Annotated in this window: 15 protein-coding genes; 7 read left to right on the plus strand and 8 right to left on the minus strand. The window is 68.5% G+C overall.

The annotated features are described in order from the left end of the window. Window positions 1-5 precede the first annotated feature (5 nt). Both QE389_RS12570 and QE389_RS12575 read left to right on the plus strand, forming a co-directional pair. Complete coding sequence (locus QE389_RS12570; protein ID WP_307367835.1) at window positions 6-662, plus strand: DUF4893 domain-containing protein; 657 nt, start codon at window positions 6-8, stop codon at window positions 660-662. 64 nt (window positions 663-726) lie between these two features. Continuing rightward, window positions 727-1497 (plus strand): DUF4893 domain-containing protein, encoded by a 771-nt coding sequence (locus QE389_RS12575; RefSeq protein ID WP_307367838.1) that lies wholly within the window; start codon window positions 727-729, stop codon window positions 1495-1497. A gap of 170 nt (window positions 1498-1667) precedes the next feature. Here the strand turns inward: QE389_RS12575 and QE389_RS12580 are convergent, their stop codons facing one another. The 5 genes from QE389_RS12580 to QE389_RS12600 form a co-directional block, all read right to left on the minus strand. After that, complete coding sequence (locus QE389_RS12580; protein ID WP_307367841.1) at window positions 1668-2123, minus strand: hypothetical protein; 456 nt, start codon at window positions 2121-2123, stop codon at window positions 1668-1670. A gap of 83 nt (window positions 2124-2206) precedes the next feature. Beyond that, entirely contained in the window at window positions 2207-3844 is a 1638-nt protein-coding gene (locus QE389_RS12585) for a serine hydrolase (RefSeq protein ID WP_307367843.1), read from the minus strand. A gap of 216 nt (window positions 3845-4060) precedes the next feature. After that, on the minus strand, window positions 4061-4231 hold the full coding sequence (locus QE389_RS12590) for a hypothetical protein (RefSeq protein WP_307367846.1): 171 nt from the start codon (window positions 4229-4231) through the stop codon (window positions 4061-4063). A 72-nt stretch (window positions 4232-4303) separates the two neighbouring features. Then, window positions 4304-6904 (minus strand): ATP-dependent chaperone ClpB, encoded by a 2601-nt coding sequence (gene clpB, locus QE389_RS12595; protein WP_307367847.1) that lies wholly within the window; start codon window positions 6902-6904, stop codon window positions 4304-4306. A 152-nt stretch (window positions 6905-7056) separates the two neighbouring features. Next, on the minus strand, window positions 7057-9324 hold the full coding sequence (locus QE389_RS12600) for a TonB-dependent receptor domain-containing protein (protein ID WP_307367851.1): 2268 nt from the start codon (window positions 9322-9324) through the stop codon (window positions 7057-7059). Between the two features lie 101 nt (window positions 9325-9425). Between QE389_RS12600 and QE389_RS12605 the strand changes: the two genes are divergently transcribed. The 4 genes from QE389_RS12605 to QE389_RS12620 all read left to right on the plus strand — a co-directional run bounded on the left by QE389_RS12605 (window position 9426) and on the right by QE389_RS12620 (window position 15383). After that, window positions 9426-9596 (plus strand): BCCT family transporter, encoded by a 171-nt coding sequence (locus QE389_RS12605; protein ID WP_307367854.1) that lies wholly within the window; start codon window positions 9426-9428, stop codon window positions 9594-9596. Between the two features lie 240 nt (window positions 9597-9836). Beyond that, complete coding sequence (locus QE389_RS12610; protein WP_307367857.1) at window positions 9837-11966, plus strand: ATP-binding protein; 2130 nt, start codon at window positions 9837-9839, stop codon at window positions 11964-11966. 70 nt (window positions 11967-12036) lie between these two features. Then, window positions 12037-14112, plus strand: coding sequence for a capsular polysaccharide biosynthesis protein (locus QE389_RS12615; RefSeq protein WP_307367859.1), 2076 nt, complete (start codon window positions 12037-12039; stop codon window positions 14110-14112). 119 nt (window positions 14113-14231) lie between these two features. Continuing rightward, window positions 14232-15383, plus strand: coding sequence for a beta-ketoacyl-ACP synthase III (locus QE389_RS12620; RefSeq protein ID WP_307367862.1), 1152 nt, complete (start codon window positions 14232-14234; stop codon window positions 15381-15383). Window positions 15384-15387: 4 nt separating this feature from the next. Here QE389_RS12620 and QE389_RS12625 read toward each other — a convergent pair whose 3' ends face one another. Together QE389_RS12625 and QE389_RS12630 are read right to left on the minus strand one after the other, a co-directional pair. Further along, window positions 15388-15849 (minus strand): DoxX family protein, encoded by a 462-nt coding sequence (locus QE389_RS12625; RefSeq protein ID WP_307367864.1) that lies wholly within the window; start codon window positions 15847-15849, stop codon window positions 15388-15390. 41 nt (window positions 15850-15890) lie between these two features. Next, complete coding sequence (locus QE389_RS12630) at window positions 15891-17096, minus strand: M48 family metallopeptidase (RefSeq protein WP_307367867.1); 1206 nt, start codon at window positions 17094-17096, stop codon at window positions 15891-15893. A 144-nt stretch (window positions 17097-17240) separates the two neighbouring features. Between QE389_RS12630 and QE389_RS12635 the strand changes: the two genes are divergently transcribed. Beyond that, a complete protein-coding gene (locus tag QE389_RS12635; RefSeq protein WP_307367869.1) occupies window positions 17241-17501 on the plus strand; it encodes a hypothetical protein in 261 nt (86 codons plus the stop codon). 72 nt (window positions 17502-17573) lie between these two features. On the opposite strand, the gene QE389_RS12640 is transcribed toward QE389_RS12635, so the two are convergent. Further along, window positions 17574-18101 carry a porin family protein gene (locus tag QE389_RS12640; protein ID WP_307367871.1) on the minus strand — a complete coding sequence of 176 codons (528 nt, stop codon included), beginning with the start codon at window positions 18099-18101 and terminating at the stop codon, window positions 17574-17576. Between the last annotated feature and the right edge of the window lie 121 nt (window positions 18102-18222).

Raw genomic sequence — 18222 nt, forward strand, 5'->3', positions numbered from 1 at the left:
AGCCCATGCGTCTGTTCGTTCGCCTCGCCTCGCTCGCCGCGCTGGTCGCCGCAGCCGCCTGTGCGACGCCGCCGCCGCCCCCGCCCGCCCCGCCGCCGGCGCCGGGCGCGACGGTTCTGATGGACTGGCGCGGTGTCATCACGAGCGCCGACCGCGACCGCTATCAGCGCCGTCAGGCCGCCTGGGACCTGGCCCTGCAGCAGGCGCAGCGGCAGAAGGGATCGGGCGATCTGACCCGTCTGGGCGACCTGATCCGGCCGGGCGCGGACCGCCCCGGCGTGACGCCGCCGGTCGGCGACTATCGCTGCCGCACGGTCAAGCTGGGCTCTCAGGGCGGCGAGGACGGCCTGGGCTCTGTCGTCTATGGCTGGTTCGCCTGCCGCATCGAACAGACGCCGCAGGGCCTGCGGTTCACCAAGCTGACGGGGTCGCAGCGGCCGTCGGGCCTGCTGTATCCGGAGAACGACCGACACATGGTGCTGCTGGGCGCCCTGGCCCTGGCGCAGGAGCCGACGGCCGGCGCCTATGGCCGCAATCCCGACCGCGACTTGGTCGGCGTGCTGGAACGGATCGGCGAGGCGCGCTGGCGGCTGGTGACGCCGTGGCCGGCCTATGAATCGAACCTGGACCTGATCGAACTGGTTCCCGTCCGGCGGGGATGAGGCGCGGCTGAACCCTGCGCGGCCTTGACCGTTTCCTTCGCTCCACCTGTGCGAGGAGACCCCGATGCGCCGCCCGACCGCCCCGACCGCTCTGGCCCCGACCGCTCTGGCCCTGGCCGCCGCCGCCGCCCTGGCCGCGTGCGGCGACAATCGGCCGAACAGCCCGGCGGAGATGTCGCCCGCCGTCAGCAGCCCGGCGCCGGGCGTGCCCCCGCAAGCCGCGCCTCAGGCGGCCTCCGACGCCCCCGACCAGCCTGACCCCGCCGCCTCCCCCACCGCCGCGGGCGAGCAGGGCGGGACCGACGCCTGGCGTCAGGTGGCCAAGCGCGACGACGCAGCCTTGCTGGGACGGCTGGACGACGCCTGGCGCATGGCGCGGGCCGAAGCCGACGCCAGGGGGTTCGCCGCCGAGGTCGAGAAGCTGGGGGCTCTGGTCGATCCGAACGCCGCCCAGGCCGGACGCCTTCAGCCCGCACCCGGACCCTATCGCTGTCGCACGATCAAGATGGGCAGCCGCGACGGCGCGGGACTGGCCTATGTCGCCTATCCCTGGTTCGCCTGTTCGGTGGAACTGACGACCGGCGGCGATTTGATTCTGAGCAAGACCGCCGGCTCGCAGCGGACGCGCGGCCTGCTGTATCCCGACACGGATCGCCGCCTGGTCTATGTCGGCGCCCAGGCATGGGGCGACGAGGCCCACTATCCCCGTTACGGCCAGACGCCCGAGCGCGACCAACTGGGCGTACTGGAACGGATCGGCCAGAACCGCTGGCGCCTGGCCATTCCCTGGCCCAAGCAGGAGGCCAAGCTGGAGCTTCTGGAGATCGTTCGGTAGGCCGTCCCAGGTCGAGTCGATCGTCATTCCGGGGCGTCCGAAGGACGAGTCCGTAACCCAGGGGCTGGCGTCCGGCGTCGAATGCGTTGGGCGGTGCGACCGTAGCCCTGGGTTCCGGTTTCTTCGCTTCGCTCAGCCCCGGAAAGACGAGTTCGGGTGGAGGGCTGCCCTCACCGCGCCCCGGTCGAGCGGGCGATGGCGGCGCGCATGCCTTCGGCGTGCAGGGCGCCGGAGGGGGCGATCTTGGTGTTGGGGGTTTCGGCCGGACCCGTGTCGGCGGTGCGGTCTTCGGGACCGGTCCAGCGCGGGGTTTCGGCCTTTCGCGCCACGGCCTTGCGAAGGTTGGCGGTCGCGGAACGGCTGTCCTTGCGCGCGGCCATTTCGTCGGCGACGCGGTCGATGGCCTCGGCCAGCAGGGCCTTCTTTTCGCGCGCGCCGGTATGCGGCTCGTCGCGACCGTCACGAACGCGGGTTCGAATCTGACGCTGCACCCGGTCGCGACGCGCCCGCAACCGTCCGATCAGGTCGCGAAGCTCGGCGGGGGCTTGGTCGGCCAGGGCCTTTGACTGTTCCACCATCTGCGCTTCGTCGCGGTCGAGGGCGCGGGGGTTCTGGGTCTTGGACATGACGATCTCCCTTTGGATTGATGGGAAGACAGCGCCTCGATCCGGCCGGCGTTCCGGCTTTGCGACCCCGCGTCACACTCGCGTCACACCCGCGTCAGGCGCAGGTCCTGATAGTCGTAGCTGAAGTCGATGTCGGGGCTGACGCCCTTCATCGTCGCGGTCGCGGGCTTGGCCGTCAGGATGTTGAAGGTGACGAAGGCGTCCTCCTCGCGCTTGTCGGGGAAGCGGGTGCGGAAGGTCTCGCCGTCATAGGGCTCCAGCCAGCCTTGCAGGGCGGGGGTGTGGGTGAAGCGCAGCCACAGGCCGCTCTTTCTGTTGCGGCCACGGCCCTCGGTCTTCGGTTCGATGACGATGTCGCCGTACCAGGGATCGCGCCAGGTTCCGGCATAGGCGTCCAGCGGCATGGCGGGCGGCGCGCCGGCGCGTTGCTTGGCGTCGATCTCGACGGCGGCGGCCTGGGACTTGGCCTCGCCCTCGGTCTCCAGCTTTTTGGAATCGGCGATCCAGTCGACGTCCACCTTGCCCATGCACAGGTCGGAAATCCCCGAGCGCAGGGCGCGCAGCAGGAAGCTCTCCTCCGCATTGGAGAAGATGCAGAAGCCGATCTTGCGGCCGGGGATCAGCACCGTGGCGGAAATGCCGCCGGGCGAGCCGCCGCCGTGGCTGGCGATCCGCTCGCCGCGATAATCCTGAACCTGCAGCCCCATCGCATAGGTCGAGGCGATGGATCGGTTCGGCAGTTCCGCCGTCGGGCCGGCCGACGAGCCGACGATGATGTTGGGCCGATACATCTCACGCGCCGCCTCTTCGGAGAACAGGCGCGAGCCGTCGGGCAGCTTGCCCTCGTTCAGGCGCACGGCGATCCATTTGGCCCAGTCGGTCGGGGTGGTGCAGATGCCGCCCGCCGCCGCCGCCGAATCCCAGTTCCAGACCTCGGCGATGGACTGGGCGATCTGGACCATCGGCCCGTGGGTCCGCAGCGGCGGCCCGACGCGGGCGTGGGGCAGGGCGGACCGAGCCGGATCGGCCAGACGCGCCAGGGGCACGGTCTCGGTCATGCCGACCCGGTCCAGGATGCGGGTCTGGATGAAGGCTTCCCAGCTCATGCCCGACACGGCCTCCAGCACGGCGCCGGCGACCACGAACATCAGGTTGCAATAGTGGTAGCGCGCGCGGAACCCGTCTTCGATCGGCACGAAGGCGGCCTGGGCCACCACCTCGGCGCGGGTGCGGTCGCTGTTGGGCCAGAACAGCAGGTCGCCGGCCCCCAGGCCGAAGCCGGCGCGGTGGCTCAGCGTATCGCGCACCGTGATGTGCTCGCCGATATAGGGGTCGGACAGTTTGAAGTCGGGCAGATAGGTTTTGACGGGCTCGTCCCACTTCACCTTGCCCTCGTCGACCAGGATGGCCAGGGCGGCGGCGGTGACGTTCTTGGTGTTCGAGGCGATGGCGAACAGGGTGTGTTCGTCGGCGCGGGCGGGCTTGCCCTGAACCTTGACCCCATAGCCGCGCGCCAGAACCGTCTGGCCGTCCTTGACCACGGCGACGCCCAGCGCCGGCTGATCGGGCCAGGCGGCCATGCATCTGGCCACATAGGCGTCCACCGCCTGGACCAGCGAAGCGTAGTCGTTGGCGGGCGCCTGCGCGAAGGCCGGTCGAGCCGCCAGCGCCGCAGCCCCTCCAGAAGCGAACAGGGAACGGCGCGACAGACGAAGGGACATGGCGAACTCCAGCGAAGACGCCGGACGCTAGCGTTCATAGGCGTCCGGGCCAAGGGCGACGCAGCCGGTTCTGCCCCCCCAATCCGTCATCCTGGGGCTTGTTCGCAGGATCCCTGCTCCCGGTGCTTCCCGCACGGTCAAGACAGTCCGAGGACCGGGCCTATGGATTGTCGCCCCAAGGGCGAGAGACGAGCCTTTGAGTCGGCCCGCGCCGCCTTACGTCAGTCGCCACGCCTGCAGCTTGTCCAGGACATCGGCGACGATCTGTCTGTGGGTGAAGCCGGTGATGTCGTGCGGGCGCGCGCCGTCGCCGGTCGGGGCGGTCAGGTGCCATTCCAGCGGGCGTCGCCCGCCCTCCGCTGCAGCCCTACCGGCGTGACGGCTCACGCCGACTTTGGCGCCCGACCCTCATCCGTGCGCTTCGCGGCCACCTTCTGCCAATAGGAGAAGGATTTCACGTTAGTGCACCCGCGCTTTGCCGATCTCCAACCCGCCCTCCCCGGCCGTGGCCGCGATCACCCCGCCGTCCTCGATCTCTCCGGCCAGCAGCTTGCGGGCGATGGGGTCGACAAGCTCCTTCTGGATGACGCGCTTCAGCGGTCGCGCGCCATAGGCGGGGTCGTAGCCGCGGTCGGCGAGCCAGGCCAGGGCGCTGTCGTCCAGGTCCAGGGTCAGGCGCCGGTCGGCGAGCAGTTTCTCGAAGCGTGACAGCTGGATGCGGACGATGCCGCCCATCTGGTCGCGGCCCAGGCGGTGGAACAGGATGATCTCGTCGATCCGGTTCAGGAACTCGGGCCGGAAGTGGGCGCGCACGGCGTCCATGACGAAGGGGCGCACGGCCTCCACGTCGTCGCCCTCGCCCTGATCGGCCAGATACTGGCTGCCCAGGTTGGAGGTCATGATGATCAGGGTGTTCCTGAAATCGATGGTTCGTCCCTGCCCGTCCGTCAGGCGGCCGTCGTCCAGCACTTGCAACAGCACGTTGAAGACGTCGGGGTGGGCCTTTTCGACCTCGTCGAACAGGACGACCTGATAGGGGCGACGACGCACGGCCTCGGTCAGGGCGCCGCCCTCGTCATAGCCGACATAGCCGGGAGGGGCCCCGATCAGGCGGCTGACCGAGTGTTTCTCCATATATTCCGACATATCCAGGCGGGTGATGGCCGCCTCGTCGTCGAACAGGAAGTCGGCCAGGGCCTTGGTCAGTTCGGTCTTGCCCACGCCGGTCGGGCCCAGGAACAGGAAGCTGCCCAGCGGACGGTTGGGGTCGTTCAGGCCGGCGCGGGCGCGGCGCACGGCGTCGGAGACGGCGGCCAGCGCCTCGTCCTGACCGACGACGCGGCCACCGAGCGCGGTCTCCATCTGCAGCAGTTTCTCGCGCTCGCCCTCCAGCATCTTGTCGACGGGCACGCCGGTCCAGCGGCTGACGACGGCGGCGATCTGTTCGGCGTCGACGACCTCGGGGGTCAGGGGGCCCCCACGACCTGAGGCGCCGGAGGTCTCATTGGCCTCGGCCTCTTCGAGTTGCTTTTCGATCTGGGGGATCTGGCCGTAGGCGATCTCTGACGCACGGCCCAGGTCGCCGGCGCGCTGGGCGTTGGCGAGTTCCAGGCGCAGGCGGTCTAGGGTTTCGCGCAGCGTCGCGCCTTGCCCGACCTTGTCCTTTTCGGCCTTCCACTGGGCGGTCAGGTCGTCGGACTGGCCTTCCAGATCGGCGATCTCGTCCTCCAGCTTTTCCAGCCGGTGCTGGGACGCCTGGTCGGTTTCCTTCTTCAGCGCCTCGCGTTCGATCTTCAGCTGGACCAGGCGGCGGTCGATCTCGTCCAGGGCCTCGGGCTTGGAGTCCACGGCCATGCGCACACGGCTGGCGGCCTCGTCGATCAGGTCGATGGCCTTGTCGGGCAGGAAGCGGTCGGTGATGTAGCGGTTCGACAGGGTGGCGGCGGCGACGATGGCGCTGTCGGAAATGCGCACGCCGTGGTGGACCTCGTACTTCTCCTTCAGGCCGCGCAGGATCGAGACCGTGTCCTCGACGGACGGCTCCTCGACGAAGACGGGCTGGAAGCGGCGGGCCAGGGCCGCGTCCTTCTCGACGTGTTTTCTGTATTCATCCAGGGTGGTCGCGCCGACGCAGTGCAGCTCGCCGCGCGCAAGCGCGGGCTTCAGCAGGTTGGAGGCGTCCATGGCGCCGTCGCCCTTTCCGGCGCCGACCAGGGTGTGCATCTCGTCGATGAACAGGATGATCCCGCCCTCGGCCGCCGACACCTCGTTCAGCACAGCCTTCAGCCGCTCTTCGAACTCGCCGCGATATTTGGCGCCGGCGATCAAACTGCCCATGTCCAGCGCCATGACGGTCTTGTCGCGCAGGGATTCGGGCACGTCGCCGTTGACGATGCGCAGGGCCAGACCCTCGACGATGGCGGTCTTGCCGACGCCCGGTTCGCCGATCAGGACGGGGTTGTTCTTGGTGCGGCGCGCCAGCACCTGGATGGTGCGGCGGATCTCTTCGTCGCGGCCGATGACCGGGTCGATCTTGCCGTCGGCCGCCGCCTGGGTCAGGTCGCGGGCGTAGCGTTTCAGGGCGTCATAGCCATCTTCGGCGCCGGCGCTGTCGGCGGTCTTGCCCTTGCGAATATCGGCGATGGCGGCCTCCAGCTTGTCGGCCGTGACGCCCGAAGCCTTCAGCACCTCGGCGGCGACCCCGCCCTCCTTGGCCAAAGCGGCCAACAGCCGTTCGGTGGTGACGAAGGCGTCGCCAGCCTTTTTCGAGGCGTCCTCGGCGGCGGCGAAGACGCGGGCGGTGTCTCCGTCCAGATAGAGCTGGCCCGAGCCGCCCGAGACCTGGGCGCGCTTCTTCAGGGCGGTTTCGACATCGGCCTCGGCGCGGCGGGCGTCGCCGCCGGCGGCGGTGATCAGGTTGCGGGCCAGGCCGTCGCGTTCCTCCATCAGCACCTTGAGCAGATGCTCGGGCGCGAACTGCTGGTGACGGCGGGCCAGGGCCAGCGACTGGGCCGACTGGACGGCCTGTTTGGCGCGGTCGGAATAGAGTTCGAGATTCATGACGGTCCCCTCATCAGGCGGATTTCGCCCGCGACGCCCTTTCAGGAAGCGACGACGCGGGTCTGTGAAATCCAGATGGTGTGGCCAATCAGGCACACAAGGGGTCGCCAGGGGTCGGGGGCGGGACTTTTTCGGCCCCGCTCGCCGGGTCGTCAGCCGCCCGTGGGGCCGGTGGAGAAGTCGAACTGTTCCGGCTGGCGACGCGGCCCGCCGAAGTTCCAGGTCAGGCCGATGTAGAAGGCCCGCAGCTTGATGTCCTGCTCCGAGCGCTCGCGGAACTGCGGCGTCTCGTAGATCGTGGTCGTGTTGAAGGTGTTGAACAGGTCGCGTGCGGTGAAGTTGAACGATAGCTGCTCGTTCAGCTTCCTGCGATAGCCCAGATTGACCATGCCGCCCGCCTCGCGCCGGCCCTGGGCCAGAAGGCTGTCGCCCTGCCAGAAGCTGGAGACCTGGACGAAGTCCTTGGCCGTCGGCTGCCAGTTCAGGCTGAGACGCCCGCTGGCCAGGGTCGCCTCTCGGTCGCCGCCGCCGATCACGGCGCCCGAGTCGATCTCCTGACGGAAGACATTGAGGCCGGCGCTGTAGCGCAGGGTCGAGGACAGGCGACCGTTCGCCGCCGCCTCCACCCCCACGTCCCGGCGCGAGCCCAGGTTTTCGGGCCGGGTCAGGAAGACGCCGCCGCCGATGTCGGAGGCCACGTCGGTGAAGGCCTTGTCCGTGTTCCGCAGATAGGCGGTGGCCTGATAGAAGCTCTGGCCCTTACGCATCTGCCACATGGCCTCGAAGCTGTCGGTCTCTTGCGGCTCCAGGTCGGGGTTGCCCGAGCGGACGTTCAGCGGGTCCTGATAGGAGACGAAGGGGTTCAGCTGGCTGGGCTGGGGCCGCTGGATGCGGCGCGAATAGCTGGCGCGCAGGGTCTGTTCGGGCGTCAGCTGATACTGGACGTGGGCGGTCGGATAGGCGCGGAAATAGTCCTGGGACGCCGAGGCGCCGCCGGTCAGATCCTTGATCCGGATGTCCGCCTGCTCCAGCCGCAGACCCAGCTGGGCCGACAGCTTCTCGCCCAGCGGCCGCTCATAGGTGGTGTAGAGGGCGTGGACCGTCTGGGTGGCCTCGAAGCGGTTGTTCAGGGCCGCAACCGGCGCCAGGGCGGCCTCGGACGGGCCGCGCAGGAATTGGGTGTCCTGCTCGGGCCGCTGGGCGTTCAGCTCATAGCCCAGACGCAGCTTGCCGCCGTCGGACAGGGGCCGCGTATAGGCGCTGGTGAAGCCCCAGATGATCTGATCGGTGGTGTTGGCGGTCCGCTCGTAAAGCGCGGGGCCGGCCGGGGTCAGGAAGGTCGTCAGGGTCTGGCCGGTGGAGTCGTTCGCATTGGAGTCGTAGCGCAGCTCGTTGGACCACTCATGGCCGTCGCCGTCGAAACGGCGCAGCACCCGGGCCGTGGCGCCCCAGTTGTTGAAGGTGAAGTCCGAACCGCCTTCGCGGCGATAGGCGCTGGTCACGGCGCCGGCGGCATTGCGCGTCTCGAACAGACTGTCGCCCGTGCCGGACCCATCGAAGGCCACGCCGCGCAGCTCGCCGGTCAGCTGGGTCTTGTCGTCCAGCTTGTATTCGGCGGTGAAGCGGGCGAAGGCGCCGTTCTGCTCGGACTCGACCGGCTGTTCGACGGTCGTGGTCGAAACCACCGCGCCGGTTATCGGGTCCAACTGTTCCCGGACGCGGTTGAAGGTCAGTTCGGTCGGATCGGAGCGATAGCTGGCGTCGCCCGACAGGGTCAGGCGGTCCTTCTGGTAGGAGCCGCTGAGGCCCGCGTTCCAGCGGCCGTTGTCGCCGACATTGACGCGCAGGGAGCCGGTCGATTGCGTTCCGGGCTTGGGCGCCGTGGGCTTGGTGATCAGGTTGATGACCCCGCCCGAGCCTTCGGGGCTGTAGGCGGCGGACGGATTGGTCATGACCTCGATGCGGGCATACTGGCTGGCCGGCAGCTGGATCAGCGCCTGGCCGCGACCGGGGCCGGTCAGGATACCGGACGGGCGGCCGTCCACCAGTATGGTCACGTTGGAATCGCCGCGCAGGGAGACGTTGCCCTCCGGGTCCACATCGACCGACGGCACGTTCCGCAGGGCGTCGGCCAGGCTGCCCGTCGTCGCCTGCAGGTCGTTGGCCAGACTGTAGCTGACGGAATCGATGGAGGTGCGGACATCGGCCGCGCGGGCGTTGACCACCACGTCGCCGACCGAGGCCGGCTCATTCCGATCGCCGGCGGTCGGCCGGGTTTGGGCGGGCGCCTGAGCGGACGGCGTCTGGCCCGGTGCGGTCTGGTTCGTCGCGGTCTGGGCCGGTGCGATCTGGGCCAGGGCCGCGCCCGCAGGCAGGGCCAGGGCCGCGCCCAGCACGGGCGCGAGCTTGATGATTGACATGGACACATCCCCTGCGGTCGTTTCGCGCCGCTCCTGTCTCGCAACTATCAGGCGACGCTCGTGCGCCCGAGTTACTTCTTCTTCATCGACAAGGCGCCTGGGTGGCCGTGGCGGTGATGGGGGTGGCGATCCTGTCGGTGCTGTCCGGCGTCGAAAAGGGCGTGCGGCGACTGTCGGAGCTGAATCTGATCCTGGCCGTCTGCCTGTGCTGTTCGCGGGCCCCACGCTGTTCGTGCTGCGAGCGCTGGCGCAGAACTTCGGCCTCTATCTGAATCATTTCTTCGAGCGCGCCTTCACTTCGGGTCGCGCAAGGCCGAGCCCTCTTCGATTGGGAGAAGCCGCCTTCATGGAGTGTGGCGACGGCGGTTTGTTGCGCGGCTGGCGCAGACGCCTCTTTTCGAACACCTGTACGGAACCGAACAGTCTCCTGCGCGCTAGAGCTGACGGCGAACGGCAAGCGCCGTCTCGCCGCTGGATTCCAGCCTGACTTTACGGACGCCGGTTTGGACTTCTTGGGTGACGACACCGAGACGGGCGCGCTGATCCGCGCGGCGGACTGGGCGGGGACGCCGCTCGGCCATCCGAAGGGCTGGCCGCTGTCGCTCAAGGCCGCCGTGGGGATGATGCTGGCGACGCGCCAGCCGGCCTGCCTGGCCTGGGGGCCGGAACTGACCTTCATCTATAACGACGCCTATCGCCCCATTCTGGCCGGCCGCCACCCCGCCGCCCTGGGCGCGCGCCTGCCTGAGGTATGGCCCGACGTCTGGCCCGACATCGAACCCCTGGTCGAGACGGCTCTGTCCGGCGGATCGACCTGGTCGGAAGACATGCACATGGTCATGACCCGCAAGGGTTATCCGGAAGACACCTGGTGGAGCTTTTCCTACAGCCCCCTGCGGGACGACGCCGGCCAGGTGGTCGGCTTCCTGGACCTGTGCCTGGACACCACCGCCAAGGTGATGGGCGAGCGACAGGCGAAGGCCCTGGGCGATCTGGCCGACCTGACCGGCGCCACCCGCGACCCCGCCGAGGTCCAGCGCCTGGCCGCCGCCCTTCTGGGCCGTGTGCTGGGCGTGTCGCGCGTCAGCTATGGCGAGGCGGACGCCAAGGCCGAACGGGTGATCATGACGCGCGACTGGACCCTGACGGGCGACAGCCTGGCCGGCGAGGTGGCGACCCTGGCGGACTTCGGCCCCCAGATCGCCGCCACCCTGGCGCGGGGCGAGACCCTGCGGATCGACGACATCGAGACAGACCCGCGGGCCGCCGGGCGGCTCCAGCCCTATCGGGACCGGGGCGTGCGCGCCGGCCTGGCCATTCCCCTTATCCGCAACGGCCGGCTGACCGCCGCCCTGGTGCTGCTGGGGACCGCGCCACGCCGGTGGTCCGACTATGACGTGGCCCTGGCCGAGGCCTTCGCCGCCCGCACCTGGGACGCGGTCGAGCGGGCGCGGGCCGAAGAGGCGCTTCAGGCCCTGAACGAGACGCTGGAATCCCGCGTCGCCGCCCGCACCGCCGAATTGCAGGAGGCCCAGGAGGCCCTGCGTCAGGCCCAGAAGCTGGAGGCCATGGGCCAGTTGACCGGCGGCGTGGCCCATGATTTCAACAATCTGCTGACGCCCATCTTCGGCAGTCTGGACCTGCTGCAACGGCGCAAGATCGGCGGGGAGCGCGAGCAGAAACTGATCGAAGGCGCCCTGCAGTCGGCCGAACGGGCGCGTGTGCTGGTCCAGCGCCTGCTGGCCTTTGCGCGTCGTCAGCCGCTGCAGACCACGGCGGTGGATGTTTCGGCCCTGGTCGTGGACATGGGCGACCTGCTGGACAGCATCACCGGCCCCCAGATCCGTGTGGCGATCGAGGCGCACGAGGGCCTGCCCGCCGCCCGCGCCGACCGCAACCAGCTTGAGATGGCCATCCTGAACCTGGGGGTGAATGCGCGCGACGCCATGCCGGACGGCGGCGTGCTGCGTCTGTCGGTGACGGCGGTGGGGCCGCGCGGCAAGCGTCCGTCTGATCTGGCCGAGGGCTCCTACATCCGCCTGTCGGTTGCGGACACGGGCGTGGGCATGGACGAGGCGACGCGGACCCGCGCCATCGAACCCTTCTTCTCGACCAAGGGGGTGGGCAAGGGCACGGGCCTGGGTCTGTCCATGGCGCACGGTCTGGCGGCCCAGTTGGGCGGCGCCCTGACCATCGCCAGCGCGCCGGGCCTGGGGGCCAACATCGAGCTGTGGCTGCCCGCGACGGAAGAGGCCGCGGACATGGGGCCGGCCGAAACGCGCTGTGCGACGGCCGAATCCGGCCTGGCCCTGGTGGTGGACGACGAGCCCCTGGTCCGCGCGGCCACGGTCGCCTCCCTGTCGGAACTGGGGTTCGGCGTCATCGAGGCCGACAGCGGCGAGGCGGCCCTGGCCCTGATGGAGTCCGGCGTCCGGCCCAAGGTTCTGGTCACGGATCACCTGATGCCCGGTCTGACGGGCGTGGAACTGGCTCGTCAGGTGCAGAACCGCAGCCCCGACTGCGCCGTCCTGATCGTTTCGGGATATGCGGAGGTGGAGGACCTGGCCCCGGACCTGCCGCGTCTGGTCAAGCCCTTCCGCCACGCCGATTTGGCCGCCGCCCTGGCCAGCACGCGCGGCTGACCCCGCTTTCGGCCTAGCCCGTTCGGGCCAAGGGTCCTAAAGCTCGGGTTCGACCGCCGCCGGACCCGCCTTGACGCCAGACCCCGCCCCCTTCGCCCCCCGCGCCGATGCCGCGACCCGGACCGTGGCCTGGGTCTGCGCGCCCGGCGTTCTGAAGGTCCCGTTCCTGGACGCCTTCCTGCCCGACTACGCCTTGCGCCGTCTGCCGGGAGACGAGGTTCGGGCGGTGCTGGGCTGGGGCATGAAGCCGACAGCGGCGGCGGGGTGGGGGTGGGCGCAGAAGAACGGGCGGCCCTATGTGGCGCTGGAGGACGGGTTTTTGCGCTCGGTCGGGATCGGGGAGACGGGGGCGACCAGTCTCAGCCTGATCGTCGACGATCTGGGCGTCTATTATGATGCGACGCGGCCCAGTCGGCTGGAGCATCTGATCCAGACGGCGGACGACTGGTGCGACGCGGCCATGACGGCGCGGGCGCGCGGACTGATCGACTGGATCGTGGCGTCCGGCGTGTCCAAGACCAATATGGGCGGGCCGCTGGATCATGGCGTGCTTAAGCCCGGTCGGCGCGTGCTGATCGTGGACCAGACGTTCGGGGACGCCTCCATCGCCTGCGGCCTCGCGACGGCGCAGAGTTTCGACGACATGATCGCCGCCGCTCGGCGCGACGAGCCGGACGCGCAGTTGATCGTCAAACGCCATCCGGCGGTGGCGGCGGGGAAAAAGCGCGGCTGCGTGACGGACCTGACGGGCGTCACCCTGGTCGATACGGACGTGCGGCCCGTCGACCTGCTGGCGGCGGTGGATGCGGTCTATTGCGTCACCTCGGCCCTGGGCTTCGAGGCCCTGTTGCGGGGCCTGCCGGTGCGGTGTTTCGGGGCGCCCTTCTATTCCGGCTGGGGTCTGACGACCGATGCGGTCCAGACCGGACGGCGCGGCGTGGCGCGGTCCATCGAACAGGTCGCCGCCGCCGCACTGATCGCCTACAGCCGCTATGTCGATCCGGTGACGGGCCAGCGATGCGAGGCCGAACAGGCGCTGGAGCGGTTGATCGCCCTGCGCGACCGGGCCGACCGGCTGGCGGGCTCGTGGTCGGCGGTGGGGTTCGCGCCCGCCAAGCGGCCGCCGGTGCGTCGCCTGCTGAACTCGCCCAAGGCGTCGATGCGCTATTTCATGTCGCCGTCGCGGGCCGCCGCCCATGCGAAGGCGACCGACGGCCGGCTGATCTGGTGGGCGGGCAAGGAGAGCGAGGCGACGCGGCAGGCCGCCGCCGCATTCGCCGGTCCGACGGTGCGGATGGAGGACGGCTTCATTCGCTCGCGCGGCCTGGGGTCCGATTTCGTCGGCGCCCTGTCGGTCGCCCTGGACGATCAGGGCGTCTATTACGACCCGTCGCGGCCGTCGCGGCTGGAGACCCTGATCGAGGCGTCGGACCTGTCGCCGGTTCAGCTGGCGCGGGCCGCCGCCCTGCGGACGCGCGTGGTCGATGCGGGCCTGTCGAAGTATAATCTGAGGGGCCAGGCGCCGACCGACTGGCCGGCTGATCGCGACATCCTGCTGGTGGTCGGTCAGGTCGAGAACGACAAGTCGATCCTGCTGGGCTGTGCGCCGGATATGAACACCAACTCGGCCCTGGTGGAGGCGGCGCGGCGCGATCATCCGAACGCCTTTCTGGTCTATCGCAACCACCCCGACGTGCTGGCGGGCAACCGGCCGGGGCGGCTGGACGCCGGGGCCATGGCCTCGGTCGACGCGGTGGGCGACGGGCTGGATATCGTGGACTGTCTGAACGCCTGTCGGCGGGTGGCGACCCTGACCTCGCTGACCGGGTTCGAGGCCCTGATGCGGGGCAAGGCGGTGTCGGTCTATGGCCGGCCCTTCTATGCCGGATGGGGGCTGACCGACGACCGGCTGACGTTCGAGCGCCGCAGCCGCCGCGCCGGCGTCGATCACCTGGTCCACGCCGCCCTGATCGCCTATCCCCTGTATGTCACGCCCGAGGGCTGGCCCTGCGAGGCCGAGGATCTGGTGGATCGGCTGATCGCCGCGCGCGACCAGCCGACGCCCAGGGCGCCGCGCGGTCAGGTGCAGCGCTGGGCCGCCGGCATCGTCGCCAGTCTCGACCGCAGGCCGCCGCCGTCCTATTGATGCGTTCGGATAGGAAACGGACCTTCCTCAAGCAGCGGGACGCCGCGCGTCGAGCGGTAGGAACGAATATCTCCTCAAGCAGCGAGGCCCCGCGGGCCGAGCGATAGGAACAGAACAAAGTGACCCACGCCGTCATCGCCGCCACCGGCCTCTTCACCCCCGAGCAGTCGGTCTCCAACGCCGAACTGGTCGACAGCTACAACGCCTGGGCCGACGGCTGGAACGCCCGCCACGCCGCCCGGATCGAGGCCGGCGAACTGGAGGCGAAGTCGCATTCCTCGCCCGAGTTCATCGAAAAGGCTTCGGGCATCAAGAGCCGGTTCGTGCTGGACAAGGCCGGGATCATCGATCCCGAGCGGATGGCGCCGAACCTGGCCGAACGCTCCAACGACGAAATCTCGATCCTGGCCGAGATGGCGGTCAAGGCCGCGCGTCAGGCGATCGCGGCCTGGGGCAAGCCGGTGTCGGAAATCGGCGCCGTCCTGTGCGCCGCCTCGAACATGCAGCGCGCCTATCCGGCCATGGCCATCGAGGTTCAGCAGGCCCTGGGCATCGAGGGTTTCGCCTTCGACATGAATGTGGCGTGCAGTTCGGCGACCTTCGGCATCAAGACGGCGGCGGATTTCATCGCCGGCGGCTCGGTCAAGGCCGTGCTGATGGTCAACCCCGAGGTCTGTTCGGCCCATTTGAACTTCACCGACCGCGACAGCCATTTCATCTTCGGCGACGTGGCGACGGCGGTGATCGTGGAGTCGTCGGAGACGGCGGGACCGGGCGGCTGGGACGTGCTGGGCACGCGGCTGAAGACGACCTTCTCGAACAATATCCGCAACAACTTCGGCTTCCTGAACCGCAATGCGCGCGACACCGCGCATCTGGACAGCCCCGAGGCCGACGACAGCACTCAGAACGACAAGCTGTTCATCCAGCAGGGCCGCAAGGTTTTCCGCGACGTGGTGCCGATGGTGTCGGACATGATCGTGGATCACGCCGGCGAACTGGGCCTGGATCCGCACGGCCTGAAGCGGCTGTGGCTGCACCAGGCCAACATCAACATGAACACGATGATCGGCAAGAAGGTGCTGGGTCGCGAGCCGTCGGCGGACGAGAACGTCATCATCCTGGACGAATACGCCAACACCTCCTCGGCCGGGTCGATCATCGCCTTCCACCTGCACAATGACGGGTTCGAGGCGGGCGAGACCGGGCTGATCTGCAGCTTTGGCGCCGGCTATTCGGCCGGTACGGTCTTCGTCAGGAAGCGCGCCTGAAGCCTTAAAGCCGGGGCAGGAACAGGACGAAGTCCAGGCTCCAAAGCCCCGGTCCATTGGCGATCAGCCAGATCAGGATGACCATCAGCAGGGTCTCGGGCAGGTCGAAATAGCTGGAGAGGCGAAAGCCCAGGCTGGTCCCCTCCACCGACTTTGACGCCACGGTCACCAGGGCGACCAGGCTGATCACCAGCAGCACCAGTGCGGCCAGGCTGGTGAACAGGCCCATGATCAGCAGGGCGCCGAAGGCGAACTCGCACACCGAGACGAACCTGGCGGTCTGGCGCGGCGCGGCGATCCCCGCCTCCACCATGGTCTTTTGCATCTCCTCGGCCTGGGCCGGGGTGAACAGCTTGTAGAAGCCCGACAGGAAGAACATTCCCCCGACCACGACCCGCGCGATCAAGGGCGCGATGTCCATCAGCGCCGGAACGCCCAGGCCGAGGCCGCGATAGAGGTCGATCATGGGACGAAGGCTCCGCTGGGAATAGCAAAGCCTTCAATGCCTTAGGGGCGCGTCGGTTGCTCTGCCAAGGGTTGGGGTGGATGCGTCGCCTTCCATTCCATCGCGCGGCGTATGCGGTTCTCCACGCTGGGGTGATCGTAGAACAGGAACTCCTCGATCGCCGAGGGAGAGGGCGCGCGGTATTCGGCCGTCTTGATCAGGGCCTTGGACAGGCCGTCCGGCTCATTGGCGTGAACCAGGGAGAAGCGATCGGCGTCCGCCTCCATGGTGCGGGTCATGGTGGCCAGGACGGGCGTGCCCAGAACCCCGAGGAATGCCAGGATCAGCGCCAGGATCGGCAGGCCCGCCGGATCGGAGATGTCGCCCACCCGATCCGCCCGCAGCAGGCGGCGGACCAGGGGATAGAGGCGATCGGTCAACCAGAAGGCCAGGGCGGAGAGGACGATCAGGATCGCCACCGTCCACAGGATGTGGACGTGGACGTAGTGGCCCATCTCATGGCCGACCACGCCGCGCACCTCGGCCAGGTCCGCGCCCTGCTTGAACATGGTGTCGCTCATGGCCACCCGCGCCGTGCCGAACAGGCCCGAGACGTTGGCGGTGTAGCGGTCGGACTGTTTGGAGCCGTCGTAGATGAAGATTTTGTCCGACGGCGTGCCGGTCTGTGTGGCCAGGGCCACCACGGCGTCGCGCACCGGGCCGTTCGGGGCTGGCGTATAGGTGTTGAAGATCGGCTCGATCACCAAGGGCGACAGCACCAGGCCGATGACGATGAAGGCCGCCGTCACGCCCGCGCCCCACGCCCACCAGAACCGACGCGCCCGGCGGATCAGGGCGTAGATGGCGACCAGCATCAGGGCGCTCACGACGACCGAAATGGCGGCGCCGATCAGGGCCTCGCCCAGCCAGCCGCCGAACGCCTGGCTGGTCAGCCCATACTGTCTTTCCCGATACCAGCCGGCGTAGATCGACCACGGCAGGGTCAGGACCCAACTCAGGATCGAATAGACCGCAGCGACCAGGAAGCTGGCCATGACCGGCCGACGGCGGCGGCGCTCGATCCGGCTGCGGATAGCCGTCAGCAGGCCAGTTCGCACGATGATCCAGGCGACCAGGGCCGAGACTAGGAAACTCCACAGGATCAGCCAGTGCGATCCGTGCGTATAGGCGACCGCGCGGGCCGTCTCTTGCGGCGACAGGGTCGCCAGCCACTGGGCCGTCGCGGCCGCCGCATCGAAAGTGTTCATTCTCGCCCCGTTCACCGAACCAAAAGCTTCGATCGGCGGTATGTCACGTTAATTCGCGGCCATGCGGATTCTTTCGCCGCCACGCTTGAAACTGTCACGTGTTTTTGTCACCCCTTCTCTCGTCGAGAACAGGGGAAATCCCAGATGGCTCACAACACGCCCAAGCAGGTGCTGGAAAGCTTGGCCAAGGATATCGCCGCCGTGCTGAAAAGCATGGGCGGTTCGGCGCATCAGAACCTGGTGGTCGACTGCGTCGCGGCGATGAAGCGCCAGCGCGGCGAAGCAGTCAATCCGCCCGATCTGCGCCAGAAGATCATCGAAACCTTCGAACAGTACCGCGACTGGTTCGTGCGCCCGTTCGGCGAGGGTTCGCAACGCTGGGCCCTGGCCGGCGACTTCGCCTGATCCGCCTTCCGAAAAGACGAAAGGCGCGCTCCTTGCGGAGCGCGCCTCGTCGTTTGACCTGAATCGTCAGGATCAGAAGCGACGGATGTAGCTGACCGAATAGGCGTCGGCCTTGCCCGCGTCGTCGCGGTAGTCGCGGCGGGTCCAGTCGGCGCGCACGCCGTTGACGCCGTCCACGAAGTAGTTGGCGCCCGCGCCATAGTTCCAGCTGTCGCCGCCCACGTCGGTGTCGGCGCCGGGGAACTTCTGCTTCAGCTCGGTGTGGCCGTAGCCGCCACGCGCGAACAGCTCAAGCTTGTCGGAGACCGGCACCTTGCCGACGACGTAACCGGCGGCGTCCCACTCGTGCTTGATCTCGCCATCCACGCCGGCGACGGTGAAGTCGTCGTGTTTGACGCCGACCGAAGCTTCGGTCTCGACGGCCAGGTAACGGTTCAGGTTCACGCCCAGACGACCCGTGACGGCGCCAGTCGTTGCATTGTCACCTTCAAGATGAGTGTAGCCCAGCGAGCCGTAACCACGCGGCTCTGGATTGGTTTGAGCAAAGGCCGGAGCGGCGATTGCGGAAACGGCGACAGCGGCAAGAAGAATGTTACGCATTGTTTCTTATTAACTCCTAGATGTGATGACCAGACCGATCATCAGCCCCATCCAGCGAGTGCTTAAATAGGTCGGGAGCTTATCTGTTCCAGAGGTGTGAAAACACGAGGAATGCCTGTGG

The sequence above is a fragment of the Brevundimonas sp. SORGH_AS_0993 genome, from assembly GCF_030818545.1.
In the GTDB taxonomy this organism is placed as follows: Bacteria; Pseudomonadota; Alphaproteobacteria; order Caulobacterales; family Caulobacteraceae; genus Brevundimonas.